This is a genomic window from uncultured Deefgea sp. (assembly GCF_947072475.1).
Classification (GTDB): Bacteria; Pseudomonadota; Gammaproteobacteria; order Burkholderiales; family Chitinibacteraceae; genus Deefgea.
In genome coordinates this window covers 1-21046 of sequence record NZ_CAMTIA010000036.1, presented here as the reverse complement: position 1 = coordinate 21046, position 21046 = coordinate 1, and the positions used below count along the sequence as shown (strand labels likewise).

The window sequence follows — 21046 nt, the reverse complement described above, 5'->3', positions numbered from 1 at the left end:
AAAACCGTTAAAATAGCTCATTCACCGCCTAAAGCCTGCCATGAACCGCGCTGCACTCTTGATTCCCCATTTTAATAATCCGCAAGGTTTAGCGGCGTCCTTGGCCTCGATCGGTGCGGATGAGTGCGTTGACGCGGTGATTGTTGACGACGGCAGCACGCGTGCGACCATCGACGAAGCCTTATGCCGCGCCGCGTGGCGCGCCAAAGGTGAGCTCAAATTTTATTATTTGCCGCACAATTGTGGCATTGAATACGCACTCAATACTGGGCTAGAAGCGATTTTGGCGGCGGGCTATGAATTTGTTGCGCGGCTCGATTGCGACGACCTATGTGTATCTGATCGCATCGCGCGTCAGGTGGCCTTTTTAGATCAATACCCTGAAGTGTATTTACTCGGTAGCGCGGTGACTTTCTTTGATGCCTCGGGTGATCGCTTCACGCTGCATCAACCACAAACGCACGCGCAAATTGTGCGGCAGATGCATAAAGACAATGCCTTTACGCATCCTAGCGTGATGTTTCGCACTGCGGGCGTGAAGGAAATCGGCCTTTATCCAATGGATTGCCAGGCGGCAGAAGATTTTGCGTATTTCTGGGCCTTTGTCGCTCGCTACCAAACCGCCAATTTAGCCGAAGTGCTGACGCGCTCTGAATACAACGACAGCGGTATTTCGATGAGCCGCCGCCGCCAACAGCAAGCAATGCGAATCAAAATCCTCGCGCGCTACTTTGATTGGCGGCCACAGTCCATGCTCAATATCGGCAAAGCGGCGGCTTCGTTGGCACTACCACTATCATTGACCCGAAAAATTAAACGACTGCTTGGAGTTGGCACGTGGAATTAAAGCATTCGGTTTTATTACTGATACCCCATTACAACAATCCCGATGGCTTACTGAAGTCATTGGCCAGTATTGGCGCGGATGAGCCGTGCGATGTGTTGGTGGTGGATGATGGCAGCACGCGCGCGCCGATAGAGATGGCGGCAGCGAATGCGGCATACCAAGGCTGCGGCACGTTACGCATGCTCAATTTGGCGCAAAACAAAGGCATCGAAGGGGCGCTTAACGCCGGTTTGCAATGGGCGAAATCGCGAGGCTTTGAATGGATTGCGCGGCTCGATTGCGGCGACGAGAACGTATCGACCCGTATCGCTCAGCAAATGGCGTTCCTAGCGCAACACCCCGAGGTGGTCTTGCTCGGGGGCGCAGCGAGCTTTGTTGATCAAAATGGTCTTGAGCAATTTGTATTGCGCCATCCGACTGAGCAAGCTGAGATTTTGCAATTTATGAAAAAAAACTCGGCGTATATTCACCCAAGCGTGATCTACAAATTATCAGCGGTCGATACGCTAGGGATGTATCCTCTGGACTTTCCGGCGGCGGAAGATTACGCGCTGTTTTGGGCGTTGGCGCGGCAGTATGCCGTGGCCAATTTACCCGATGTGCTGATTAAGTATGAGCTCGACCCGAATGGTATTTCGCTGGGCAAGCGCAATACGCAGCTCAAATCCAGACTGAAATTGCAGCGCAAATACTTCGATGGCAGTGCTGCAGCGATGGCTGGCATAGCCCGCACATTGGCGCTGCTGGCCATGCCGTATGAGTTGGCGTTTAAAATCAAAGCCAAATTCAAACGTAGGAGCGGGCTTGCCCGCGAAGACCATGCCTGAAAGGGCGCACGCGGTAAATTTGCGCAAGGGGCGCGTTGCTATCGCAGATTGTGCATATGTGATTACTGCGGTATGTCATCAAAGACAGGCGCTAATGTGCTTTCGCGGGCAGGCCCGCTCCTACGAGTATCTGATGGAATTGATTTGATGAGTAAAATTATCCACGTGGTTGAGTCATTTGGCGCTGGCACTTTATCTATGGTGTCGGCCATCGCCAATACCCAGTCGCAAGACGGGCATCAAGTGACGGTGATTCATTCAGTGCGCGAGGAAACGCCGGCAGGATGGCGGGATTTATTTGTGCCCGCAGTGAATTGTATTCATTTGCCGATGCAGCGAGCGATTCATCCTTTGAACGATTTTCGCACTGGCCGCGCTTTATTTAAATGGATTGATTCGATTGCGCCCGATGTGGTGCATTTACATTCCAGTAAAGCCGGGGCGCTAGGGCGCTTGGTGAGTTTGGCGTGGGCTTTGCGCTCAGATGGGCCGCGCTGGTTTTTTTCGCCGCATGGTTTGTCTTTTTTGCAGCGCGCTGAAGGGCGTTTGAAAAACGGCATTTTCTTAACGATTGAAAAACTCCTCGCCGGGGTGCCGGTGACCTTTATTGCCTGTTCAAAGTCGGAGGGCGAAGCAATTCGCCAGCATTTATCCGGCAATGTGGTGGTGGTAAATAACGCGGTCGATTTAAGCAAAATACCGCAAGCGAACGCGCTCACTCCCGACTCCCCACTCCCGACTCTCCGCCGTTTGCGCATTGGCACGGTGGGCCGGGTTTGTTTGGCGCGTAATCCGGAATTTTTTGCCGAAGTGGCCAGCAAAATGGCCAGCGACGCGCTGGAGTTTGTCTGGGTGGGCGGTGGCGAAGCCAGCGGCGAGGCAGCACTGCGCACCGCCGGTGTTGCCGTGTCGGGCTGGTGTGATCGGGCTGCGGCTTTGGCGCAATTGGCAACGCTGGATATTTATATCCAAACCAGCCGCTGGGAAGGTTTGCCAGTGGCGGTGATTGAAGCGATGGCGGCTGGTTTACCGGTGGTGGCGACCGATGTCGTTGGCAATCGTGATTTAGTTAAACAGGGCGAAAACGGTTATTTGGCGCATACGCCTGACGAGTTTGTCGCGCATTTACAGGCCTTGGTCGCCGATCCGGCATTACGCCGACAATTGGGGCAGCAAGCGCAGGCTTTTGCGCTGGCGTTTTATTCTTTAACACCGATGATGGCGAGCTTATATGCCGCGTATGGCATAGCGCCAACGGCAGATCAATCGCAGAAAGAGACGCAATGATTCAAGAAAAACACTTACAAGCTGAGCGCGCCAAACCTTGGTTGGCGCTGGCGGATTTTATGGCCTTGGCGCTGTCATTTGGCGTGGCGATGTTGCTGTTGTGGATTTTTCGCTATGACCGCATTTCGGCCAGTTTTGGCCTGTGGTGGGCTTGGGAAGGGCAGCAACAAGGCTTGGCTTTTTTAGGTTTGGCCTTGATTACCATTGCCAGCTTTTGGTGGCGTGGGCATTACAGTTTGCGCCTGCCTTTTTGGGATGAATTGCTCGAAATTTTGCGCGCCTTATTGTTGGCGGCCTTACTCAATGGCATGTTGGTGTTGCTGGGTAAATTTACCGTGTCGCGTTTTTTGTGGCCGGTGTCTTGGGGCGTGGCGCTGGTATTGCTGCCGTATTTTCGCAGCTTAATGCGCGATTGCTTATTAAAAAAACGAATTTGGCAATTGCCAACGGTGATTATTGGCGCCGGTGCTAATGCGGTTGAAGCGTATCGGGCGATGTATAGCGAGCGCCAGTTGGGCTTTGAAGTGCAGGCGTTTTTGTCGGTCGATCAAGATGCGCCAGATGAATTACACATTAATGGCGAACGTTTGCCGGTGGTGCGTTTAGAGCGCGAAGCGCTGTTGGCTTGGCTCAGCAGCAATGGCCGCCCGCATGTGGTGATTGCGGTCAACGAAGACGAATTACGCCAGTTAGAAACGCAAATCGAGCAGCTGTCGCTGCGGTATAAAGACCTGCATATTATTCCGCCGATTGCCGGTTTGCCTTTATTTGGCGTGGTGCCGCATCATTTTTTCAGTCATGAAGTCTTGCTGCTGCGCGTGCGCAATAATTTGTTGGTTAAGCCGCTGATTATGTTAAAACGCGCTTTTGATTTGTTTGGCGCGGTGTGTGGCATCTTATTACTTAGCCCTTTATTGCTGTATGTGATGTGGCGAATTAAGTGCGAAGGCGGGCCAGGGGCGATTTTCTTTGGTCATGTGCGGGTGGGAATGAATGGTGTGCCATTTAAGTGCTGGAAGTTCAGAACCATGGTGCACAATTCGCAAGAAGTGCTCGAGCATTTATTAGCGACCGATCCGCAAGCGCGCGCTGAATGGGATACCGATTTCAAGCTTAAAAATGATCCACGGATTACTAAAATTGGCGCTTTTTTACGCAAAACCAGCCTCGATGAAATTCCGCAATTGTGGAATGTGATTTGTGGCGAGATGTCCTTGGTTGGCCCACGGCCGATTATTGACGCCGAGCTGGAACGCTATGGCGATAAAGTGGACTTTTATCTTGAAGCACGGCCGGGTTTAACTGGCTTGTGGCAGGTTTCTGGCCGCAACGACACCACTTACGCCGAGCGCGTGGCGCTCGATGCGTGGTATGTCAAAAATTGGAATTTGTGGTACGACATTGCGATTGTCTGCAAAACGATTAAAACCGTGGTCAGTGGACGTGGTGCTTATTAAAAGCGGGGAATAGGGAGTAGGGAATGGGGATTAAGGGCGGCTGAGTTGGATGTTTTTGACTTTACTCCCTATTCCCCACTCCCCACTCCCTGATTTTAAAAGGTTGAGTTGATGCAAGATTTTGTTCAGTGGTTCCGTCAAGCTGCGCCGTATATTCACGCATTTCGTGGTCGCACCTTTGTGATTGCCTTAGGCGGTGAAGTGGTTCGTGATGGCAAGTTTGCCACGCTCACGCATGACATTAATTTGCTCACTAGCCTTGGGGTGCGCTTAATTGTGGTGCATGGTGCGCGCCCACAAATTGAGGCGCGACTGGCTGAGCGCGGTTTGGAAGGCCGTTATTTAAACGGTATTCGGGTGACCGATCAGCCATCACTGGAATGCGTGATTCAAGCGGCAGGCCATGTGCGGGTTGAAATCGAATCTTGGCTCTCGATGGGGCTACCTAATTCGCCGATGGCCAACGCCGATATTCGCGTTTCGGCGGGTAATTTTATTACCGCGCAACCGATGGGCGTGCGCGATGGCGTTGATCTGCAATACACCGGTGAAGTGCGTAAAGTCGATACCACGGCGATTAATTACCGCATGGACGATGGCGAGCTGGTATTGATTTCCACCATCGGTTATTCGCCAACCGGCGAGATTTTTAATCTGACCTTAGAAGACGTTGCCACCTCGACGGCGATTGCTTTAAAAGCCGATAAATTGCTGTTTTTATTTGGCCAAGATGGGGTGATGAATGATGCCGGTGAGTTGCAAACTGAACTGACCGCTTTGGCCGCCGAGCACTTTTTGGCTGAGCACCCTGATGCCAACGACGATGTGTCTTTGTATTTGCCGTGTGCGATTCGTTCGGTGCGCAATGGCGTGCAGCGGGCGCATTTGATTAGCAATAATGTCGACGGCAGTTTGTTGATGGAATTGTTTACCCACGATGGCATTGGCACGATGATTTCGCGTGAGCCACTGGAAACCTTGCGCCAAGCCACGATTGACGATATTGGTCGAATGCTGGCGCTGATCGAGCCACTGGAAGACCAAGGGGTGTTGGTTAAACGCGGCCGTGAGTTGCTTGAGCGCGAAGTGCATCGTTATTCGGTACTCGAGCATGATGGTAAGACCATCGGTATTGTCGCGATTCATCCTTTCCCGAATAGCAAAATGGCTGAGTTGGCTTGCCTCGTGATTCATCCAGATTATCGCGATGAAGATCGTGGTGCTGATTTGCTGCGCCACGTTGAGCAACAGGCACGGGGCTTGGGCATTGAGCAGCTGTTTGCTTTAACCACGCGCACCAGCCATTGGTTTGTCGAGCGTGGCTTTAAGCAAGCGTCGGTGGAAGATTTGCCGATGGAGAAAAAAGAGTTGTACAACTATCAGCGGCGATCGAAGGTGTTTATTAAGCTATTACAGCGTTAATTGGCGCGGCAGTGGGTGGATTGTGTCGCGTTTTGTTCGCTAATATGTGTTTTTACTTATATTGCATATTGAGGGATAGTAAGCTTTAGTATGTCTTTATCATCCCTTTCTTTACGCACTCGTTTTATTTTGGCCTGCATCGCAGTGCAGGCGCTAATATTGCTCGCATTATTATGTAATACCCACCGTATCTGGTCTGAGATGGCGCAGCAGCAAGAGGCTACGCATATACAGGCACTATCTAGCTTATTGAATGCGGTTTTTTTACCCTCGATGATCGAAGGTGATCGGGTTAAAGCGGCCGAGGTGCTGAATCATCTTCAGTTGGCCGACGAAATCGATTATTTGGTGTTGCTCGATGAGCAGCAGCAAATGATTGCCGCCCGTGGTTGGGATATCGCCGAAAAACTACCGACAACTCGTCAGAATAATTCCTACTCATTGTGGGATCGCCCAAGCGTACAGCATGCTCGCACGCCTTTTCTGGTAAATGGGGTGCAATTGGGAACGCTGAGTTTTGGGCTAAGCAATGCCAGCGTTTATCGGAGTTTTCAAGCTTTAATTTGGCAAAATAGCCTGATGGTTGTGCTGGGTTTTATCGGCTTTATGGGATTGATGCTGCTGGCGGGGTTGTGGATTTCGCGGCATTTATATCGCTTAATTCAAGCGACAGAAACGGCGGCAACTGGCTATTTTGAGCCGGTATTGGCCGCCAATGGCTCGGATGAAATGGCCAAAATATCACAGCGTTTTAATGCGATGGCCCGCGCAATTAAAACGCATGTCATCGCTTTAAAAGACAGTGAAGCGCAATATCAAGCGATTGCCGACGCCAGCAACAGCGCCGAGTTGTGGATCAATCCGGCAGGGCAATTGGTGTGGGCCAATGCGATGGTCGTTCGGATTACCGGCTACTCAGTCAGTGAATGTTTGTTATTGCCCGGTTTTCCATTAACCATTGCCACGCCAGAAGAACGTTTACGCGTTGAAGACACTTTTTTGCAGGCGGTCAATCATAAATCGACGGCACAAGATTATGAATTTCGCGCGATGCGGCGCGATGGCAGTTTATTTTGGGCGGCAGTCAGCTGGCAGCCGATGTTCGATACCGAACAAAGCTATTTAGGCCTCAGAATCAGCCTGCGCGACAATAGCGAAATCAAAGATGAGCGTTTGGCGCTGCGCAAATCAGTGATTGAATTACGCCAGATTCAATCTTTGGGTAAAAGCTATTTGCAGCACGCCGAATCAGAGCGTGCGCGCATGTTGGCTTTATTGGCCGCGATGCGCTTTGGCGTTTTGTTTGTGGATAATAACAATCGGATCGTCTTTTTTAACCCCGCTTTTTGTGAGGTTTGGGGGCTGTCATCGTCACAAGTGATGATCGGCCGTCCGATTGGGCAAATTTTGCAACTGGCGGATAATCGACCGGCGCTCAGTGATGTGCTGTCGTGTTATTTAGAAGAGCATACCTCGCTAGAAGATCGGGTTGATTTTGGTGAAATCACCCTCAATGATCGCCGTGTGATCGTACAAAACTGCTACCGCGTCACCGATCCACAAGGCGTTACCAATGGCCGAATGTGGGTGTATGAAGACGTCACTCAGCAGCGCTTAATCGCTGAGCGGATGGTGAACTTAGCCGAGCGCGACGCATTAACCGGTTTATTTAACCGCCATCGCTTTCAGCAAGAATTAGAGCGCATGGTCAGCGAAGCGAATCGACGCGATCATCAAATGGCCTTGGTGTTTTTTGATTTAGACGAATTTAAACTGGTTAACGATAGCTTTGGCCATACCGTTGGCGATGAGTTGCTTAAAAATATTGCGCGCGAAGTCAATAAACAAGTGCGCCGGCATGAAGTTTTTGCGCGTTTGGGCGGCGATGAATTTGCGGTGCTACTACCGTCTTGCGATGAGTTTGAAGTCAGCAAATTGGCCGATCGGATTGTGCAAACGGTGATGCAAATTCAATTTGCCGCTGGCAGTCATTTGATGCGTCCTTCGGCGTCGGTCGGGGTGGCGATTTATCCATTGCACGCCAACTCAGCCGATCAATTGGTGGCGCACGCCGATACGGCAATGTATCAAGCCAAGGCGGCAGGCAAGAATACTTGGCGAATTTATCGCCCAGACGCCGATCACTCACGCAATGAGTTAAGCCGATTATCGTGGAAAGAGCGCATTGTCGATGCCTTAGAAAACGATGGTTTTGAGCTGCATTACCAAGGTATTTATTACACCCACAATCGGCAACTGGCGCATTTAGAAGCCTTGGTGCGAATGAAAGATCCCGATGTCGAGGGCGGTTGTATTATGCCGGGCAATTTTATTGGCCATGCGGAAAAAACCGGCAAAATCATCGATTTGGATCGCTGGGTAATTAAAGAAGTGATTCGATTATTAGCCCAATATCCAGATTGCCCGTCGATTGCGGTCAATGTGTCGGGACGATCATTTGATGAGCCCGAATTACCGCTGTATATCGCCAGCTTGCTCACGCAACACGCGGTGGACCCGAAGCGCTTATTGGTTGAATTAACCGAAACGTCAGCCGTATCGGATTTATCCGATGCCCAGCGCTTTATCGACGCGCTGCGCTCAACCGGTTGCGTGGTGTGTTTGGATGACTTTGGCGTGGGCTTTGCGTCGTTTGCGTATTTGAAACAGCTCAAAGCCGACGTGTTAAAAATTGATGGCTTGTTTATTCGCGATTTGCCCAATGATAGAGACAGCCAGATTTTTGTTCGTGGCATGGTGAGCATTGCGCATGATATGGGCAAAACGACGATTGCTGAGTTTGTCGAAAGCGAAACGATTTTTAATATGTTGCTTGAATTTGGGGTGGATCAGGTACAAGGGTATTGGCTCGATCAACCGCAAAAAAACCACCCTGGACTTAAGTAGTATATCGCTGCAAGCCTTGATAATAAAAACATGCAGTTATATACCGGGATGGTTTTTCTGATTTTAAAACCGATTGATGCTGTGCCGCGCTCGGGTCCCTGTCGCGGATTGCGGCTGTAAACAGCCGTGCCGCAGGCACTTAGAATCTGCAATATGGGTTGCAGATCCATCCTCTTCGATCGTTTATTGGCTAATCACCGCTTGGATGTTTTTCTCACCGGTTACTCGGCTGATGGTATTCATCGCTTCGCTGCGGCTGGCAAAAGGCCCGAGTCGAACGCGGTAAAGGTTGCTGCTGCTGTGGATGCTGAGTTTATTGCTGTCTTGATCGAGCTCTCTGGCGACGTGCGCTTTAAAGCTTTCGGCATTGCTTTGCGTCGAAAACGCACCTAGCTGCACATACACTTTGCCATTGCTTTCGGCGACGGGAATGGGGCGTGGCTTATTGTTTACCGGCGCTGGGGTGCTGTGAACGGCAACTTTGGCGTTGGCAATGATGTCGCTCGGGGCGTCGCTTGGCATGAGGCTTTCGACGATGACTTCGGCGCTGCCATTATTGGCGTAGCCCAAACGGCAAGCCGCCAAAAAAGACAAATCCATCACGCGGCCTTTATGAAATGGCCCTCGATCATTCACCCGCACAATCACGCTGCGGCCATTTTTAACATTGGTCACGCGGGCATAGCTGGGGATCGATAGCGTGGGATGCGCGGCGGTCATTTGAAACATATCGTAGGTTTCGCCGATGCTGGTTTTTTGCCCGTGAAATTTACGTCCATACCAGCTGGCAATGCCTTGCTCTTTGTAGCCATCAATTTGACTATGCGGCGTAAACGACAGTCCGAGCACGGTATACGGGCGATTGGCCCAGGTATGTGGCGTTTCCCAGCGTGGAATTGGTTCGAGCACTTGATCTAGATTGGCGGGAAAGTCCGCCATCGGGCCATCGTCTTTATAAAAAGCCCCGTTGCCGGAGCTGGCCTTATAGCTGCAGTTATAGGGTGATGGGGTGCCGGTCATGGTTGACGGCTGAGTGGGTGCTGGAACTACGGGCCGTGGCGTGGGTTTTTCTGGCGTGCTGCTACAAGCGGCCAGTAATAAACTGGCGCACACTAGCGTAGCCGAGTGAGTGAATTTCATATTAAGCCTTCATCAGTGGGCGATCACGCTGGATGCTCATTAAAATACCAAAACCGGCCAAAATCGAAACCATTGACGTACCGCCGTAGGAAATGAGCGGTAAAGGCACGCCAACCACTGGCAGCAGGCCAGTGACCATGCCCATATTCACCAGCGCATAGGTAAAGAAATTCATCGAAATTGCCCCGGCCAATAGGCGACCAAACAAGGTTGATGCACTATTGGCAATCATCAGGCCACGGAATATCACCGCCATATACAGTAGCAATAACAATCCATTGCCCAGCAAACCAAATTCTTCGCCATACACCGCGAAAATAAAGTCGGTGGTGCGCTCGGGGATAAAATCCAGATGCGTTTGTGTGCCGGCCAACCAGCCTTTGCCAAATAGCCCGCCCGAACCAATGGCAATCGTGCCTTGAATAATGTGGTAGCCCGCGCCTAGTGGGTCTTCCATTGGGTTGAGCATGGTGGCGATTCGGCGGCATTGGTATTCGTGCAAAATATTAATGCATAAATCCCAATGGGTAACGGTGTAGGCGACAACAGCAATCGCCGCACTCATCACTGCCAATACGGCCCAAGGCAGGCCGGCAAAAAATAAGATATAAAAGCCCGATGAGGCCACCAGCAAACTGGTGCCTAAATCGGGCTGTTTCATAATTAACAGCACCGGAACGATAATAATGCAGGCGCCAGCAATAAAGTGGCGTTTACTCAGGCTGGCCTGAAAATGATTGAAATACCACGCCACCATCAGCGGCAAGGCAATCCGCATGATTTCTGATGGCTGAATCCGGGTAATGCCAATATTGAGCCAGCGGGTTGCGCCGTGGCTGGTAATGCCAAAAAACTCCACCAAAATCAGCAAAATGACACCGCCAACATAGGCGGGCAATGCCAGTTGCATTAAGGTTCTTTGCTGAATATTGGCGACAAACCACAAGATACCCAGCGAGATACCCATAAAAACAACTTTATCGGTGACACGCTCTAAGTCGCGATTGGATGCGGAATACAGCACCCCCGCCGAAACGGCGAACACCAGTAAAATCAAAATAAATAGCGCAGGATCAATTGGGCGCTTGATACGATCCCAGATATAGCTAATCACCGGTCACTTCCTCGACGATGGCAGGTACGGCCGATGCCGTTTTGCTCGGTGGATCTTCAGGCATTTTGCCCGTGAGGTAATAATCGAGCACTTTGCGCGCAATCGGCGCGGCGGCTTGTGCGCCAAAACCGCCATTTTCAACAATCACCGCCAGCGCAATCGTCGGTTTGTTGGATGGGGCAAAAGCAATAAACCATGAGTGATCACGCAAACGCTCTTTGACTGAATGCGCGTTATATTTAGCGCCTTTTAAGCTATACACCTGCGCCGTACCGGTTTTACCGGCCGACACATATTGCGCGCCGCGAAATACAGGGGCGCCAGTACCAATGGTCATCACGCCTTCCATACCACGGATGACGCGTTCGATATTGGCCGGTTTCCAGTCCATCGCTTTGAGGGGTTTAGGCTCGACCAAGGTTTTGGCGCCACTGCGTGGGTCGGTTAATGTGGCGACAACGTGTGGACGAAATGCTAAACCGCGATTGGCCAAGGTGGCGGTGGCATGCGCCATTTGCATCGGTGTAAAGGCGTTATAACCTTGACCAATGCCGATGGATACGGTTTCACCGGAGTACCATTTTTGCTGTGCTGGATTTTTAAAGCGAGATTTTTTCCACTCGGGGCTCGGTAAAATCCCCGGACGCTCGCCGGGTAAATCCACGCCGGTTGGACGACCAAAATCTAAAGTCCCCATAAATTTGGCGATATTGTCGATGCCCATTTGCACGGCCAGTTGGTAGAAATAAGTATCACTCGATAGTGCAATTGAGCGATCAAAATTCATCGAACCATAACCGCCTTTTTTCGAGTCGTTAAAGCGATGCCCACCGTAAATAAAATAGCCGGGGTCAGAAATCGTTTGCTGCACTAAAGGCAAGTTTTGTTCGAGCGCCGCCATGGCGATAAATGGTTTGTAGGTTGATCCTGGCGGGTATTCACCGCGAATTGCGCGATTGAGTAGCGGCTTATCAATCGACGTGTTGAGTTCATTCCAGCTCACCGGATCAATGCCATCGACAAATAAATTCGGGTCAAAGCCGGGTTTAGACACCAGCGCTAAAATGCCGCCGGTTTGCGGATCGATCGCCACCAAAGAGCCACGGCGATCACCAAATTGTTTTTCGATCATTTCTTGTAATTTGATATCAACCGATAGCGTTAAGTCTTTGCCCGACTGCGGTGCGGTGCGCTTGAGGGTGCGCACGGCACGACCACCGGAGTCGATTTCAACTTGTTCAAAACCGGTTTGGCCGTGTAATTGTTTTTCATAGCTGCTTTCTACACCGAGCTTACCGATGTAATCGGTGCCGCGATAATTGGCAAATACATCGTCTTCTTTGAGGTCTTTAATGTCGCGGTCATTAATGCGGCCGATATAGCCGATTAAATGGCTACCCACTTCACCCAAAGGGTATTGGCGAAATAAACGCGCTTTGAGCTCAACGCCGGGAAATAAATAACTTTGCGAGGCAAAACGCGCCACCTCTACGTCGCTTAGGCGGGTACGAATCGGCAGCGTTTCAAAGTCTTTGGTTTCGTCTTGTAGCTTTTTAAAGCGCCGACGATCGCGTGGCGTAATGTCGACAATGCCTTTTAAGCTGGCAATGGTTTCATCTAAATTGGCGACTTTGGAGGGCGTGATTTCTAGCGTATAGGCTGAAAAATTATGCGCCAGAATCACGCCATTGCGATCGCGGATAATGCCGCGTGATGGCGGAATAGGCACTAAAGAAATGCGATTTTGTTCGGCCAATGTCAGATAGCGGTCGTGCTCAACCACTTGCAACCAAAAAAACCGCGCAAACAACACGCCAAACATGGCAAAAATAAACAGTACCGCGACAATCAGGCGGATTTGAAAAGCAAAACGCTCGCCTTTAGGATTTAAAACAACATTCTTACTCATGGCAAACACCATTGCGGCTTGCCAAACAACCACGACCGATTATTGGCGAAATAGCGAAAAAATAACAGACAGACTGTGCCGGGCGAAAAGAATAGCAAGCATGCCAACTCATAATTCGTCGGGCGCGTCTTTGCGTTGATACATCAGCATCAAATTTGAAAAAGGTGGCCATAAAAACGCGGCAAATAAGCTACCCGCAAAATAGCCCCAACCGACAAAAGGCTCGCCCATGATGCTGCGAATGCACACCATAATGGCCTGCGAAAGTAGCAGTAGCGCGCAAGCAATCAGTGCTTGTTGCCAAAAAGGAAAAATCGCCAACTGCCGCTGCCGCACCAAGGCCAAATAAGCAATGATGGAATACGCCAGCGCGTGTTGCCCCAAAATATTGCCGTTGGCGACGTCCATCAGCACCCCTAAAAAGAAGGCGCAAGCGACACCGACACGGCGCGGCTGATTGAGTGCCCAATAAATAATTAATAAGGCAACAAAATCAGGTGAAAAGTTCATCGCCGTGGCTTGCCACGGCAATAAATTAATTAAGATGGCAACGATAAAAGAACAGAAAATAAAGCCCACGCCAGCCGGGCGTAGTAATTGACGGCTAATTGGCATGGCTCAAGCTCCGGCCGTGCGCTGATCGCGCAAAAGGAATAAAAATACACATTATTTAGTCTTGGCCTTCGGCGCAGAAGCTTCTGTTGGGTAAGGCGGTGGCGCGGTGGGCGCATCCAAAATTAAGAAATAACGATGTTGGTCAATCTTGGCCAAAGGCTCGCTATAAATGCGGGCAAAAGCATTGCCGGTGGTGCGCTCAACTCGCGTCACTCGCGCGACCGGTAAACCCGCCGGATAAATACTATCAATGCCTGAAGTCAGTAGTTGGTCGCCCACTTGCACGTCAACATTTTGTGCCATATTGCGCACTTCGAGCGGCGCATGGCGGCCTGTGCCATACACCACGGTGCGCAATTGATTGCGCGCCACGATCACCGGCACCATGTGATTGCGATCCGATAACAGCCGCACTTCACTGGTGAGCGGTTGCACGCGAACAATTTGCCCAACCACACCGCTGGCGTCGAGCACGATTTGCCCAGCACTAATTTGATTTTGCTGACCTTTATCTAGGACTAATTTTGCGGCAAAAGGATCGCGGCTATTGTAGAGAATTTTGGTGAGTTGCGAGCGGCGCGGCGTGCTTTCGCGGGCAATGCTCAGTGAGCGTAGATTGGCGTTTTCAATTTCTAAAGCCTGCAAACGCATCGCCATACCTTTGGCGGCGAGCTTATCGTTATTGAGCGCTTTGTTTTCGCTGACCAATTGGGCTTGTTGCTGCAGAAAATCGCCACCTTCAATCACCGCATTGATCGGCGTGGTGGCCAGCCATTGCAAAGGGTATAGCGCCAAAGACAGCTTATCGCGAGCGAGCCCCAACCATTGATAGTTGGCATCGCCGAAAATCAGCGCCAGCGAGAGTGCAGAAAAAATCAAAACACGCGTCAGCGGTTTCGGGCCTTGCTTAAAAAAGGCGGGTTGATTAGCTTGCATTGGATCTGCGAAGTAGTGAAGGTGTGAGGATGGCGAAAGTGTGAAAGCCGATACGAATGCCTAAACCAGCAAAGGCTTGGCATACGCCAAGCCCCATTTGCTTTACCTTACCGCCGATCTAATCAGTCATTAGCAAAAATGCCGATGCCGCCTTTATCGAGCTTTTCAAGTGCTTTACCTGAACCGCGTACCACGCAAGTGAGTGGATCTTCGGCCACAATCACCGGTAGACCGGTTTCTTCCATCAGTAAGCGATCTAAGTCGCGCAATAAAGCGCCACCGCCAGTCAGTACCATGCCTTTTTCGGCAATATCAGCACCGAGCTCTGGTGGGGTTTGTTCCAGCGCTTGTTTGACTGCTGAAACGATTTGATTGAGTGGATCAGTCAAGGCTTCAAGAATTTCGTTGCTAGAAATCGTGAATGAGCGTGGAATGCCTTCGGCCAAATTGCGACCTTTGACTTCCATCTCACGTACTTCGGCGCCCGGGAAGGCCGAACCGATGCGTTTTTTGATTTCTTCAGCGGTGGTTTCGCCGATCAACATGCCGTAGTTACGACGGATGTAGTTGATGATTGATTCATCAAACTTATCGCCGCCAACGCGAACGCTCGTGGCGTAAACAATGCCGCCCAGTGAAATCACGCCGACTTCGGTGGTGCCACCACCAATATCCACTACCATTGAGCCGGTCGCTTCTTCAACTGGCAAGCCTGCACCCATGGCGGCAGCCATTGGTTCTTCGATCAATTCCACTTTGCGTGCGCCAGCGCCTAGCGCTGATTCACGAATCGCACGGCGCTCAACTTGCGTCGAGCCGCAAGGAACGCAAATCACGATGCGCGGTGGCGAGCTAAACATACGGCTTGGGTTCACTTTTTTAATGAACTGTTTGAGCATTTGTTCGGTAATGGTGAAATCGGCAATCACGCCGTCTTTCATTGGGCGCACGGCATTAATATTGCCCGGCGTGCGGCCAAGCATTTTTTTGGCTTCTGTACCGACCGATAAAATGGTTTTCTTGCCTGAAGGGCCGCCTTCTTGTTGAATGGCGACGACCGACGGTTCGTCCAATACAATCCCTTTGCCTTGCATGTAAATCAAGGTGTTAGCTGTACCCAAGTCGATGGCGATGTCGTTGGCAAAGTAGCCAGAGAGAAGTCCAAACATTAATAATCCCGCAATGATGTTGTGTGATGGCAAGCCAAACTTCAGTTCAGCCCACTGTAAATTGGGCGAATGCTCGTATTATGCTGTATTGCAAGGAATCAAGCTCCGCATTTATTTTTAATTTCGCGTCCACTGTAAATGCTACCGCGAGCCTTTGCCGTAGGTGGGAGAAACAAACCCGATATGATACCCTATTGCGATGTTGTTTAAGTAGCTTTAACGCGGTAAATACGACCACGTTCCGATTAAAGTTCGCTGTACTTGGTCAGCAAAGTGATACCGTAGTTTCAGGATAAAAAAATGCGGTAAATTTAAGCTTAGTTGATGTTGGTTTTGCGCCGTGCGGGCACCATTTTCGCGGCAAATCCAATGTTGACCGAGTCTAGCCACGTTCCGATTAAAGTTGTTGTGTTGCTCAACACGACTGCGCAGCGATTTAGGACGTATCTACAGGGAAATAAATATGTCGCTATCGATAGACGATGTACAGCGCATTGCGCGTCTGGCACGGATTGCCGTGACCGAAAATGAAGTGATTGAGAGCCATAAGCAACTCAATCAACTGTTTAGTTTGATTGAAGAAATGCGCAGCATCGATACCACTGGTGTTGAGCCTATGCCACACCCACAAGACATGCTACTGCGCTTGCGTGACGATGTGGCGACCGCGACCAATCGCCGCGAAGCCTTTCAGGCGATTGCCCCTGCGGTTGAAAACGGCCTTTATCTGGTTCCGAAAGTCATTGAATAAGGAATTAGGGTCGGGGAGTAGGGCGTTGGGAGTGGGGAGTAAAACCTGCTGCTTTGACGCCCTACGCCCTATGCCCTACGCACAAATATGCTAACCATCAAACAAATCATTGACCAACTCGCTAGCGGTGAAACCACGGCTGTCGCGTTGGCAACGCAATATTTAGATCGCATTGCGGCGCATCAGCACCTCAATGCCTTTATTACCGTTGACCGTGAAAAATCGCTGGCGCAAGCGGCTGCTGCCGATGCTGCGCGGGCTGCCGGTGATACCCGACCGTTGCTCGGTGTTCCTTTGGCCCACAAAGATATTTTCTGCGCTGAAGGCTGGAAAACATCGTGTGGTAGCAAAATGCTCGACAACTTTATTGCGCCGTATTCGAGCAATGTGGTTGAGCGCTGTGACGCTGCCGGCTTGGTGACGTTAGGCCGCACCAATATGGACGAGTTCGCGATGGGCTCTTCCAATGAAAACAGCTTTTACGGTCCAGTTAAAAACCCTTGGGATTTAACCGCCGTACCTGGCGGCTCGTCCGGCGGTTCGGCAGCGGCAGTGGCCGCGCGATTAGTGCCAATGGCTACTGGCACGGATACCGGTGGTTCGATTCGGCAGCCTGCGGCATTTTGCGGCATCACGGGGATTAAACCGACCTACGGTACGGTGAGTCGTTTTGGCATGATCGCTTACGCCAGCTCGCTTGATCAAGGTGGCGCAATGGCGCAAACCGCTGAAGACTGCGCGATTTTGCTCAATGTGATGGCTGGCTTTGACGAGCGTGATTCCACCAGCTTGCAGCAAGCGAGCGAAGACTACACCCGCGATTTAAACCAATCGTTAGCTGGACTGAAAATCGGCCTGCCACGCGAATATTTTGCTGATGGTTTGGCGGGCGACGTGCGTGCAGCAATTGACGCCGCAGTGGCCGAATTCAAAAAACTCGGTGCCAGCATTGTTGACGTGAGCCTGCCGAATACCCAAATGGCGATTCCAGCGTATTACGTGATCGCACCAGCCGAAGCCTCAACCAACTTAAGCCGTTTTGACGGCGTGCGTTATGGCCACCGTGCTAGCGAGTACTCGGGTTTGAACGAAATGTACGAAAAAACCCGCGCCGAGGGCTTTGGTGATGAAGTCAAACGCCGCATTCTGACCGGTGCGTATGTACTCAGCCACGGCTATTACGACGCTTACTACCTGCAAGCGCAAAAAATTCGCCGCATGATTGCCAATGATTTCCAAGCGGTATTCAAAGAATGCGACGTATTGTTTAGCCCGGTTTCGCCAAGTACCGCATGGAACTTAGGCGAAAAAACCGCCGATCCAGTGGCGATGTATCTCGAAGACATTTACACGCTGGGCGTGAATTTGGCGGGCTTGCCAGCCATGAGCGTACCCGTAGGCTTTGGCAGCAACGGCCGCCCAGTCGGCATGCAAATCATCGGCAACTACGCCGGTGAAAGCCGCATGCTCGGCATGGCGCATCAATACCAGCAAGTGACCGATTGGCATACCAAGGCACCGCAACTTTAAACGGAGGTCGCAATGGCATTGACGCAAAGTGATTTTGTTTCGCCTGAGCAATATTTGGCGGAAGAACAATTACGGCAGGAACGACATGAATATTATGACGGACTCGTTTATGCGATGAGTGGCGGTAGCTATGCTCACAGCACGTTGGCGAGTAACTTTCAATTTCTACTCAAGTCACATTTAAAAGGCTCTGGATGCCGCGCCTCTAATAGTGATATGCGTTTACGCGTTGATGTGGCTAATTGTTGTTTTTACCCCGATGTATCGGTGCATTGCGGACAAGTAGAGGCGGCAATGCTTTCTTTGCCTTCGGCGCGGATTGTGGTTGAAGTATTGTCTCCGTCAACGGCGGCTTATGACCAAGGGCGAAAATTTGATATTTATCGCCAGCTCGCCGATTTGCAAGAATATGTACTCGTCGATTCTGAATCGCGGAATGTGCATGTATTTCACCGTGCCGACAATGGAGATTGGGTTTTTCACGGCTATAGCGGCAGTGAAACAATTCAGCTGGCCAGTATTGATTTTTCTGTGTCGTTGACTGAACTGTACGACGACACGGGCATAGAGGAATAAACCATGAAATGGGAAGTCGTCATCGGGCTAGAGGTTCACACTCAGCTCACCACAAAATCGAAAATTTTCTCACCCGCCAGCACGGCTTTTGGTGCTGCGCCTAATACGCAAACGGCGGTGGTCGATATCGCCTTGCCGGGCGCTTTGCCAGTGATGAACCGCGCCGCCGTTGAGCGCGCGATTCAGTTTGGCCTGGCCATCGGCGCGAACGTCAAACGCAGATCCGTGTTTGATCGTAAAAACTACTTTTACCCTGACTTGCCAAAAGGCTATCAAATCAGCCAAATGGATTTGCCGATTGTTGAAGGCGGCGTCATCACCATTCAAGTTGGCTTAGAGACGCGCAGCATCAACCTCACTCGCGCCCATTTAGAAGAAGATGCCGGCAAATCGCTGCACGAAGACTACCAAGGCATGACCGGCATCGATTTAAATCGCGCCGGTACGCCATTGCTAGAAATCGTCTCTGAACCAGAAATGCGCTCCAGTGCCGAAGCCGTGGCGTACGCCAAAGCGCTGTACGAGTTGGTGACGTGGATCGGTATTTGCGATGGCAATATGTCGGAAGGCTCATTCCGTGTTGATGCTAACGTTTCGGTACGCCCGGTTGGCCAAGTTGAGCTTGGCACTCGCCGCGAAATCAAGAATCTGAACTCGTTTAAATTCTTGCAGCAAGCGATTGATTACGAAATCCGCTGGCAAATCGAAACCATCGAAGACGGTGGCCGCGTGGTGCAAGGCACGGTGCTGTTCGATCCCGATAAGGGCGAAACGCGCATGATGCGCAGCAAAGAAGACGCGCACGATTACCGCTATTTCCCAGATCCAGATTTGCCACCGCTAGTGATTTCAGAAGAATGGATTGAGCGCGTACGCAGCGAATTGCCTGAATTGCCAGTGGCAATGCAAGCGCGCTTTATCGAGCAGTACGGTATATCCGCCTACGACGCGCGGATGTTGACCTCTAGCAAGATACTGGCCGCTTACTTTGAAGCCACCGTTGCTGCTGGCGCCGACGCCAAGCTCGCCGCCAACTGGATCATGGGCGATATCTCCGCCACGCTGAACCGCGAAGAGAAAACCATTGCCGATTGCCCAATTTCCGCTGCCGCTTTGGGCGCGCTGATTGCTCGTATTTCGGATAACACCATCAATAACAAAACCGCTAAAGACGTGTTGAAGAAGATGTGGGAATCGGGGGCCACCGCCGATGTGATTATCGAGCGCGACGGCTTGAAACAAGAGTCCGACACCGGCGCGATTGAAGCGATTGTTGATACCGTACTGGCAGCCAATCCGAAGGCGATTGAGGAATATCGCAGCGGTAAAGAGAAGGCGCTTAATGCCTTAGTCGGGCAGGTAATGAAAGGCTCCGGCGGCAAGGCCAATCCAGCGATGGCGTTGGAGTTGTTGAAGAAGAAGGTGGGGTGAGATGAAAAAGCGGATCAATAAAATGATTCGCTTTTTTATTTTTAACAACTTGAAATTATAATGGACTCATTTATGAATAAATCGTTGTTGGTTATTTTTATTTGTTTACTTAGTCAATTCTCATATTCCGAAGATATAAAGCCAACTGTTCTTGATGTTTATAAAACAGGAAAAGATGGAAAGTCTAAAGCATTGCTTGGTGGGCTTGTTAATATGGATGCAATTTATACAGAAGCAGGATCAAATTGCACTCAGATGATTGGGATGATTAAGGTTGGTGGTATTCAATTTAGTGAGAGTGGGGCAACTTTAGAGAGTTTTCGCTTTGTTGATGCGAAAAATAATCAATGGTCAGTTCCAACCAACATTAAAAATTTATCATCAGTAGATAGGTCAAGGGCTAATAATTTTATCCGTCAAGGTAAAAGCTATTTTGCACATGTACAAGTATGTGGAAGTGGTGGGTTTGCGAGTTTAATTAGCCTGTATGATCCAAAGGTTACATTTGGCGCTTTTGATTAAATGTTTTTTCAAAGGAATATTTTTTATGACAAAGGTTGAAGACGCTCTGTAGGTACGATTAGCGAAGCGTAATCGTACGCATGTGTCCATTCCCCCGATTTCGCTTTGCTCTATCGGGGCTACGGAACTGTATGCGTTATCCGAATTATTCTCACAATTCTATTGGATAACGCATTATCAACTGATTTACGCTTTGGGGATTAAGTCTGTGCGTTGCTTACAAACGAGAGTTGATGATATTTGTAACTCGTAAGCCGCAATCGATCCGAATTCGATGCCATCGTAACTCGTAAGCCGCAATCGATCCGAATTCGATGCAATCGTAGGGGGCAATGAGCGTTAGCGAATTGCACCGGCTTTTGCGTCAATTGCATCGATCTGTATGCAAATTGCAAAATGGGTGAATTGAATCGTGTGCTGTGGTTGCTCCACGATTGCTCGGCGCAATTCGCTTTGCTCATTGACGCCCTACGTTTGGCGTTACTTTTACGGATGGTTCGTAAGTCGCAATGATCTTTAACTCGTAAGCCGCAATCGATCCGAATCGATGCAATCGTAGGGGGCAATGAGCGTTAGCGAATTGCACCGGCTTTTGCGTCAATTGCA

At 50.5% G+C, this 21046-nt stretch carries 17 protein-coding genes; 11 read left to right on the top strand and 6 right to left on the bottom strand.

Annotation, left to right across the window (positions count from 1 at the left end; all coding sequences use genetic code 11):
- Positions 1–40: 40 nt before the first annotated feature.
- The 6 genes from Q0V82_RS11555 (at position 41) to Q0V82_RS11530 (ending at position 8747) form a co-directional block, all read left to right on the top strand.
- The gene (locus Q0V82_RS11555; RefSeq protein WP_297575866.1) at positions 41–847 is read left to right on the top strand and encodes a glycosyltransferase; all 807 of its coding nucleotides are present in this window, start codon (positions 41–43) and stop codon (positions 845–847) included.
- Positions 838–1674, top strand: coding sequence for a glycosyltransferase (locus Q0V82_RS11550; RefSeq protein ID WP_297575864.1), 837 nt, complete (start codon positions 838–840; stop codon positions 1672–1674). The genes Q0V82_RS11555 and Q0V82_RS11550 overlap by 10 nt, the downstream gene beginning before the upstream one ends.
- Before the next feature lie 147 nt (positions 1675–1821).
- Positions 1822–2961: a glycosyltransferase gene (locus tag Q0V82_RS11545; RefSeq protein ID WP_297575862.1), complete on the top strand. Its 1140-nt coding sequence runs from the start codon at positions 1822–1824 to the stop codon at positions 2959–2961.
- Positions 2958–4418: an undecaprenyl-phosphate galactose phosphotransferase WbaP gene (gene wbaP / locus Q0V82_RS11540; RefSeq protein ID WP_297575860.1), complete on the top strand. Its 1461-nt coding sequence runs from the start codon at positions 2958–2960 to the stop codon at positions 4416–4418. The genes Q0V82_RS11545 and wbaP overlap by 4 nt, the downstream gene beginning before the upstream one ends.
- A 111-nt stretch (positions 4419–4529) precedes the next feature.
- A complete protein-coding gene (gene argA, locus Q0V82_RS11535; RefSeq protein WP_297575858.1) occupies positions 4530–5840 on the top strand; it encodes an amino-acid N-acetyltransferase in 1311 nt (436 codons plus the stop codon).
- Between the two features lie 90 nt (positions 5841–5930).
- Positions 5931–8747, top strand: a complete 2817-nt coding sequence (locus Q0V82_RS11530) for an EAL domain-containing protein (RefSeq protein WP_297575856.1) — start codon at positions 5931–5933, stop codon at positions 8745–8747.
- A gap of 183 nt (positions 8748–8930) precedes the next feature.
- Here Q0V82_RS11530 and Q0V82_RS11525 read toward each other — a convergent pair whose 3' ends face one another.
- The 6 genes from Q0V82_RS11525 to Q0V82_RS11500 all read right to left on the bottom strand — a co-directional run bounded on the left by Q0V82_RS11525 (position 8931) and on the right by Q0V82_RS11500 (position 15630).
- On the bottom strand, positions 8931–9887 hold the full coding sequence (locus Q0V82_RS11525) for a septal ring lytic transglycosylase RlpA family protein (RefSeq protein ID WP_297575854.1): 957 nt from the start codon (positions 9885–9887) through the stop codon (positions 8931–8933).
- 1 nt (position 9888) lies between these two features.
- A complete protein-coding gene (gene rodA / locus Q0V82_RS11520; RefSeq protein ID WP_297575851.1) occupies positions 9889–11001 on the bottom strand; it encodes a rod shape-determining protein RodA in 1113 nt (370 codons plus the stop codon).
- Positions 10994–12910 (bottom strand): penicillin-binding protein 2, encoded by a 1917-nt coding sequence (mrdA, locus tag Q0V82_RS11515; RefSeq protein WP_297575850.1) that lies wholly within the window; start codon positions 12908–12910, stop codon positions 10994–10996. The genes rodA and mrdA overlap by 8 nt, the downstream gene beginning before the upstream one ends.
- A gap of 108 nt (positions 12911–13018) precedes the next feature.
- Entirely contained in the window at positions 13019–13525 is a 507-nt protein-coding gene (gene mreD / locus Q0V82_RS11510) for a rod shape-determining protein MreD (RefSeq protein WP_297575848.1), read from the bottom strand.
- A gap of 51 nt (positions 13526–13576) precedes the next feature.
- Positions 13577–14461, bottom strand: a complete 885-nt coding sequence (mreC, locus tag Q0V82_RS11505; protein ID WP_297575846.1) for a rod shape-determining protein MreC — start codon at positions 14459–14461, stop codon at positions 13577–13579.
- A 122-nt stretch (positions 14462–14583) separates the two neighbouring features.
- Complete coding sequence (locus Q0V82_RS11500) at positions 14584–15630, bottom strand: rod shape-determining protein (protein WP_297575844.1); 1047 nt, start codon at positions 15628–15630, stop codon at positions 14584–14586.
- Between the two features lie 463 nt (positions 15631–16093).
- On the opposite strand from Q0V82_RS11500, the gene gatC reads away from it, so the two are divergent.
- From gatC to Q0V82_RS11475, 5 genes are all read left to right on the top strand, one after another.
- A complete protein-coding gene (gene gatC, locus Q0V82_RS11495; RefSeq protein WP_182075759.1) occupies positions 16094–16381 on the top strand; it encodes an Asp-tRNA(Asn)/Glu-tRNA(Gln) amidotransferase subunit GatC in 288 nt (95 codons plus the stop codon).
- An 87-nt stretch (positions 16382–16468) separates the two neighbouring features.
- Entirely contained in the window at positions 16469–17911 is a 1443-nt protein-coding gene (gatA, locus tag Q0V82_RS11490) for an Asp-tRNA(Asn)/Glu-tRNA(Gln) amidotransferase subunit GatA (protein WP_297575841.1), read from the top strand.
- 12 nt (positions 17912–17923) lie between these two features.
- Complete coding sequence (locus Q0V82_RS11485; RefSeq protein WP_297575839.1) at positions 17924–18487, top strand: Uma2 family endonuclease; 564 nt, start codon at positions 17924–17926, stop codon at positions 18485–18487.
- Between the two features lie 3 nt (positions 18488–18490).
- Positions 18491–19918: an Asp-tRNA(Asn)/Glu-tRNA(Gln) amidotransferase subunit GatB gene (gene gatB / locus Q0V82_RS11480; protein WP_297575837.1), complete on the top strand. Its 1428-nt coding sequence runs from the start codon at positions 18491–18493 to the stop codon at positions 19916–19918.
- Positions 19919–19990: 72 nt separating this feature from the next.
- Positions 19991–20440 carry a hypothetical protein gene (locus Q0V82_RS11475; RefSeq protein WP_297575835.1) on the top strand — a complete coding sequence of 150 codons (450 nt, stop codon included), beginning with the start codon at positions 19991–19993 and terminating at the stop codon, positions 20438–20440.
- Positions 20441–21046: the final 606 nt, after the last annotated feature.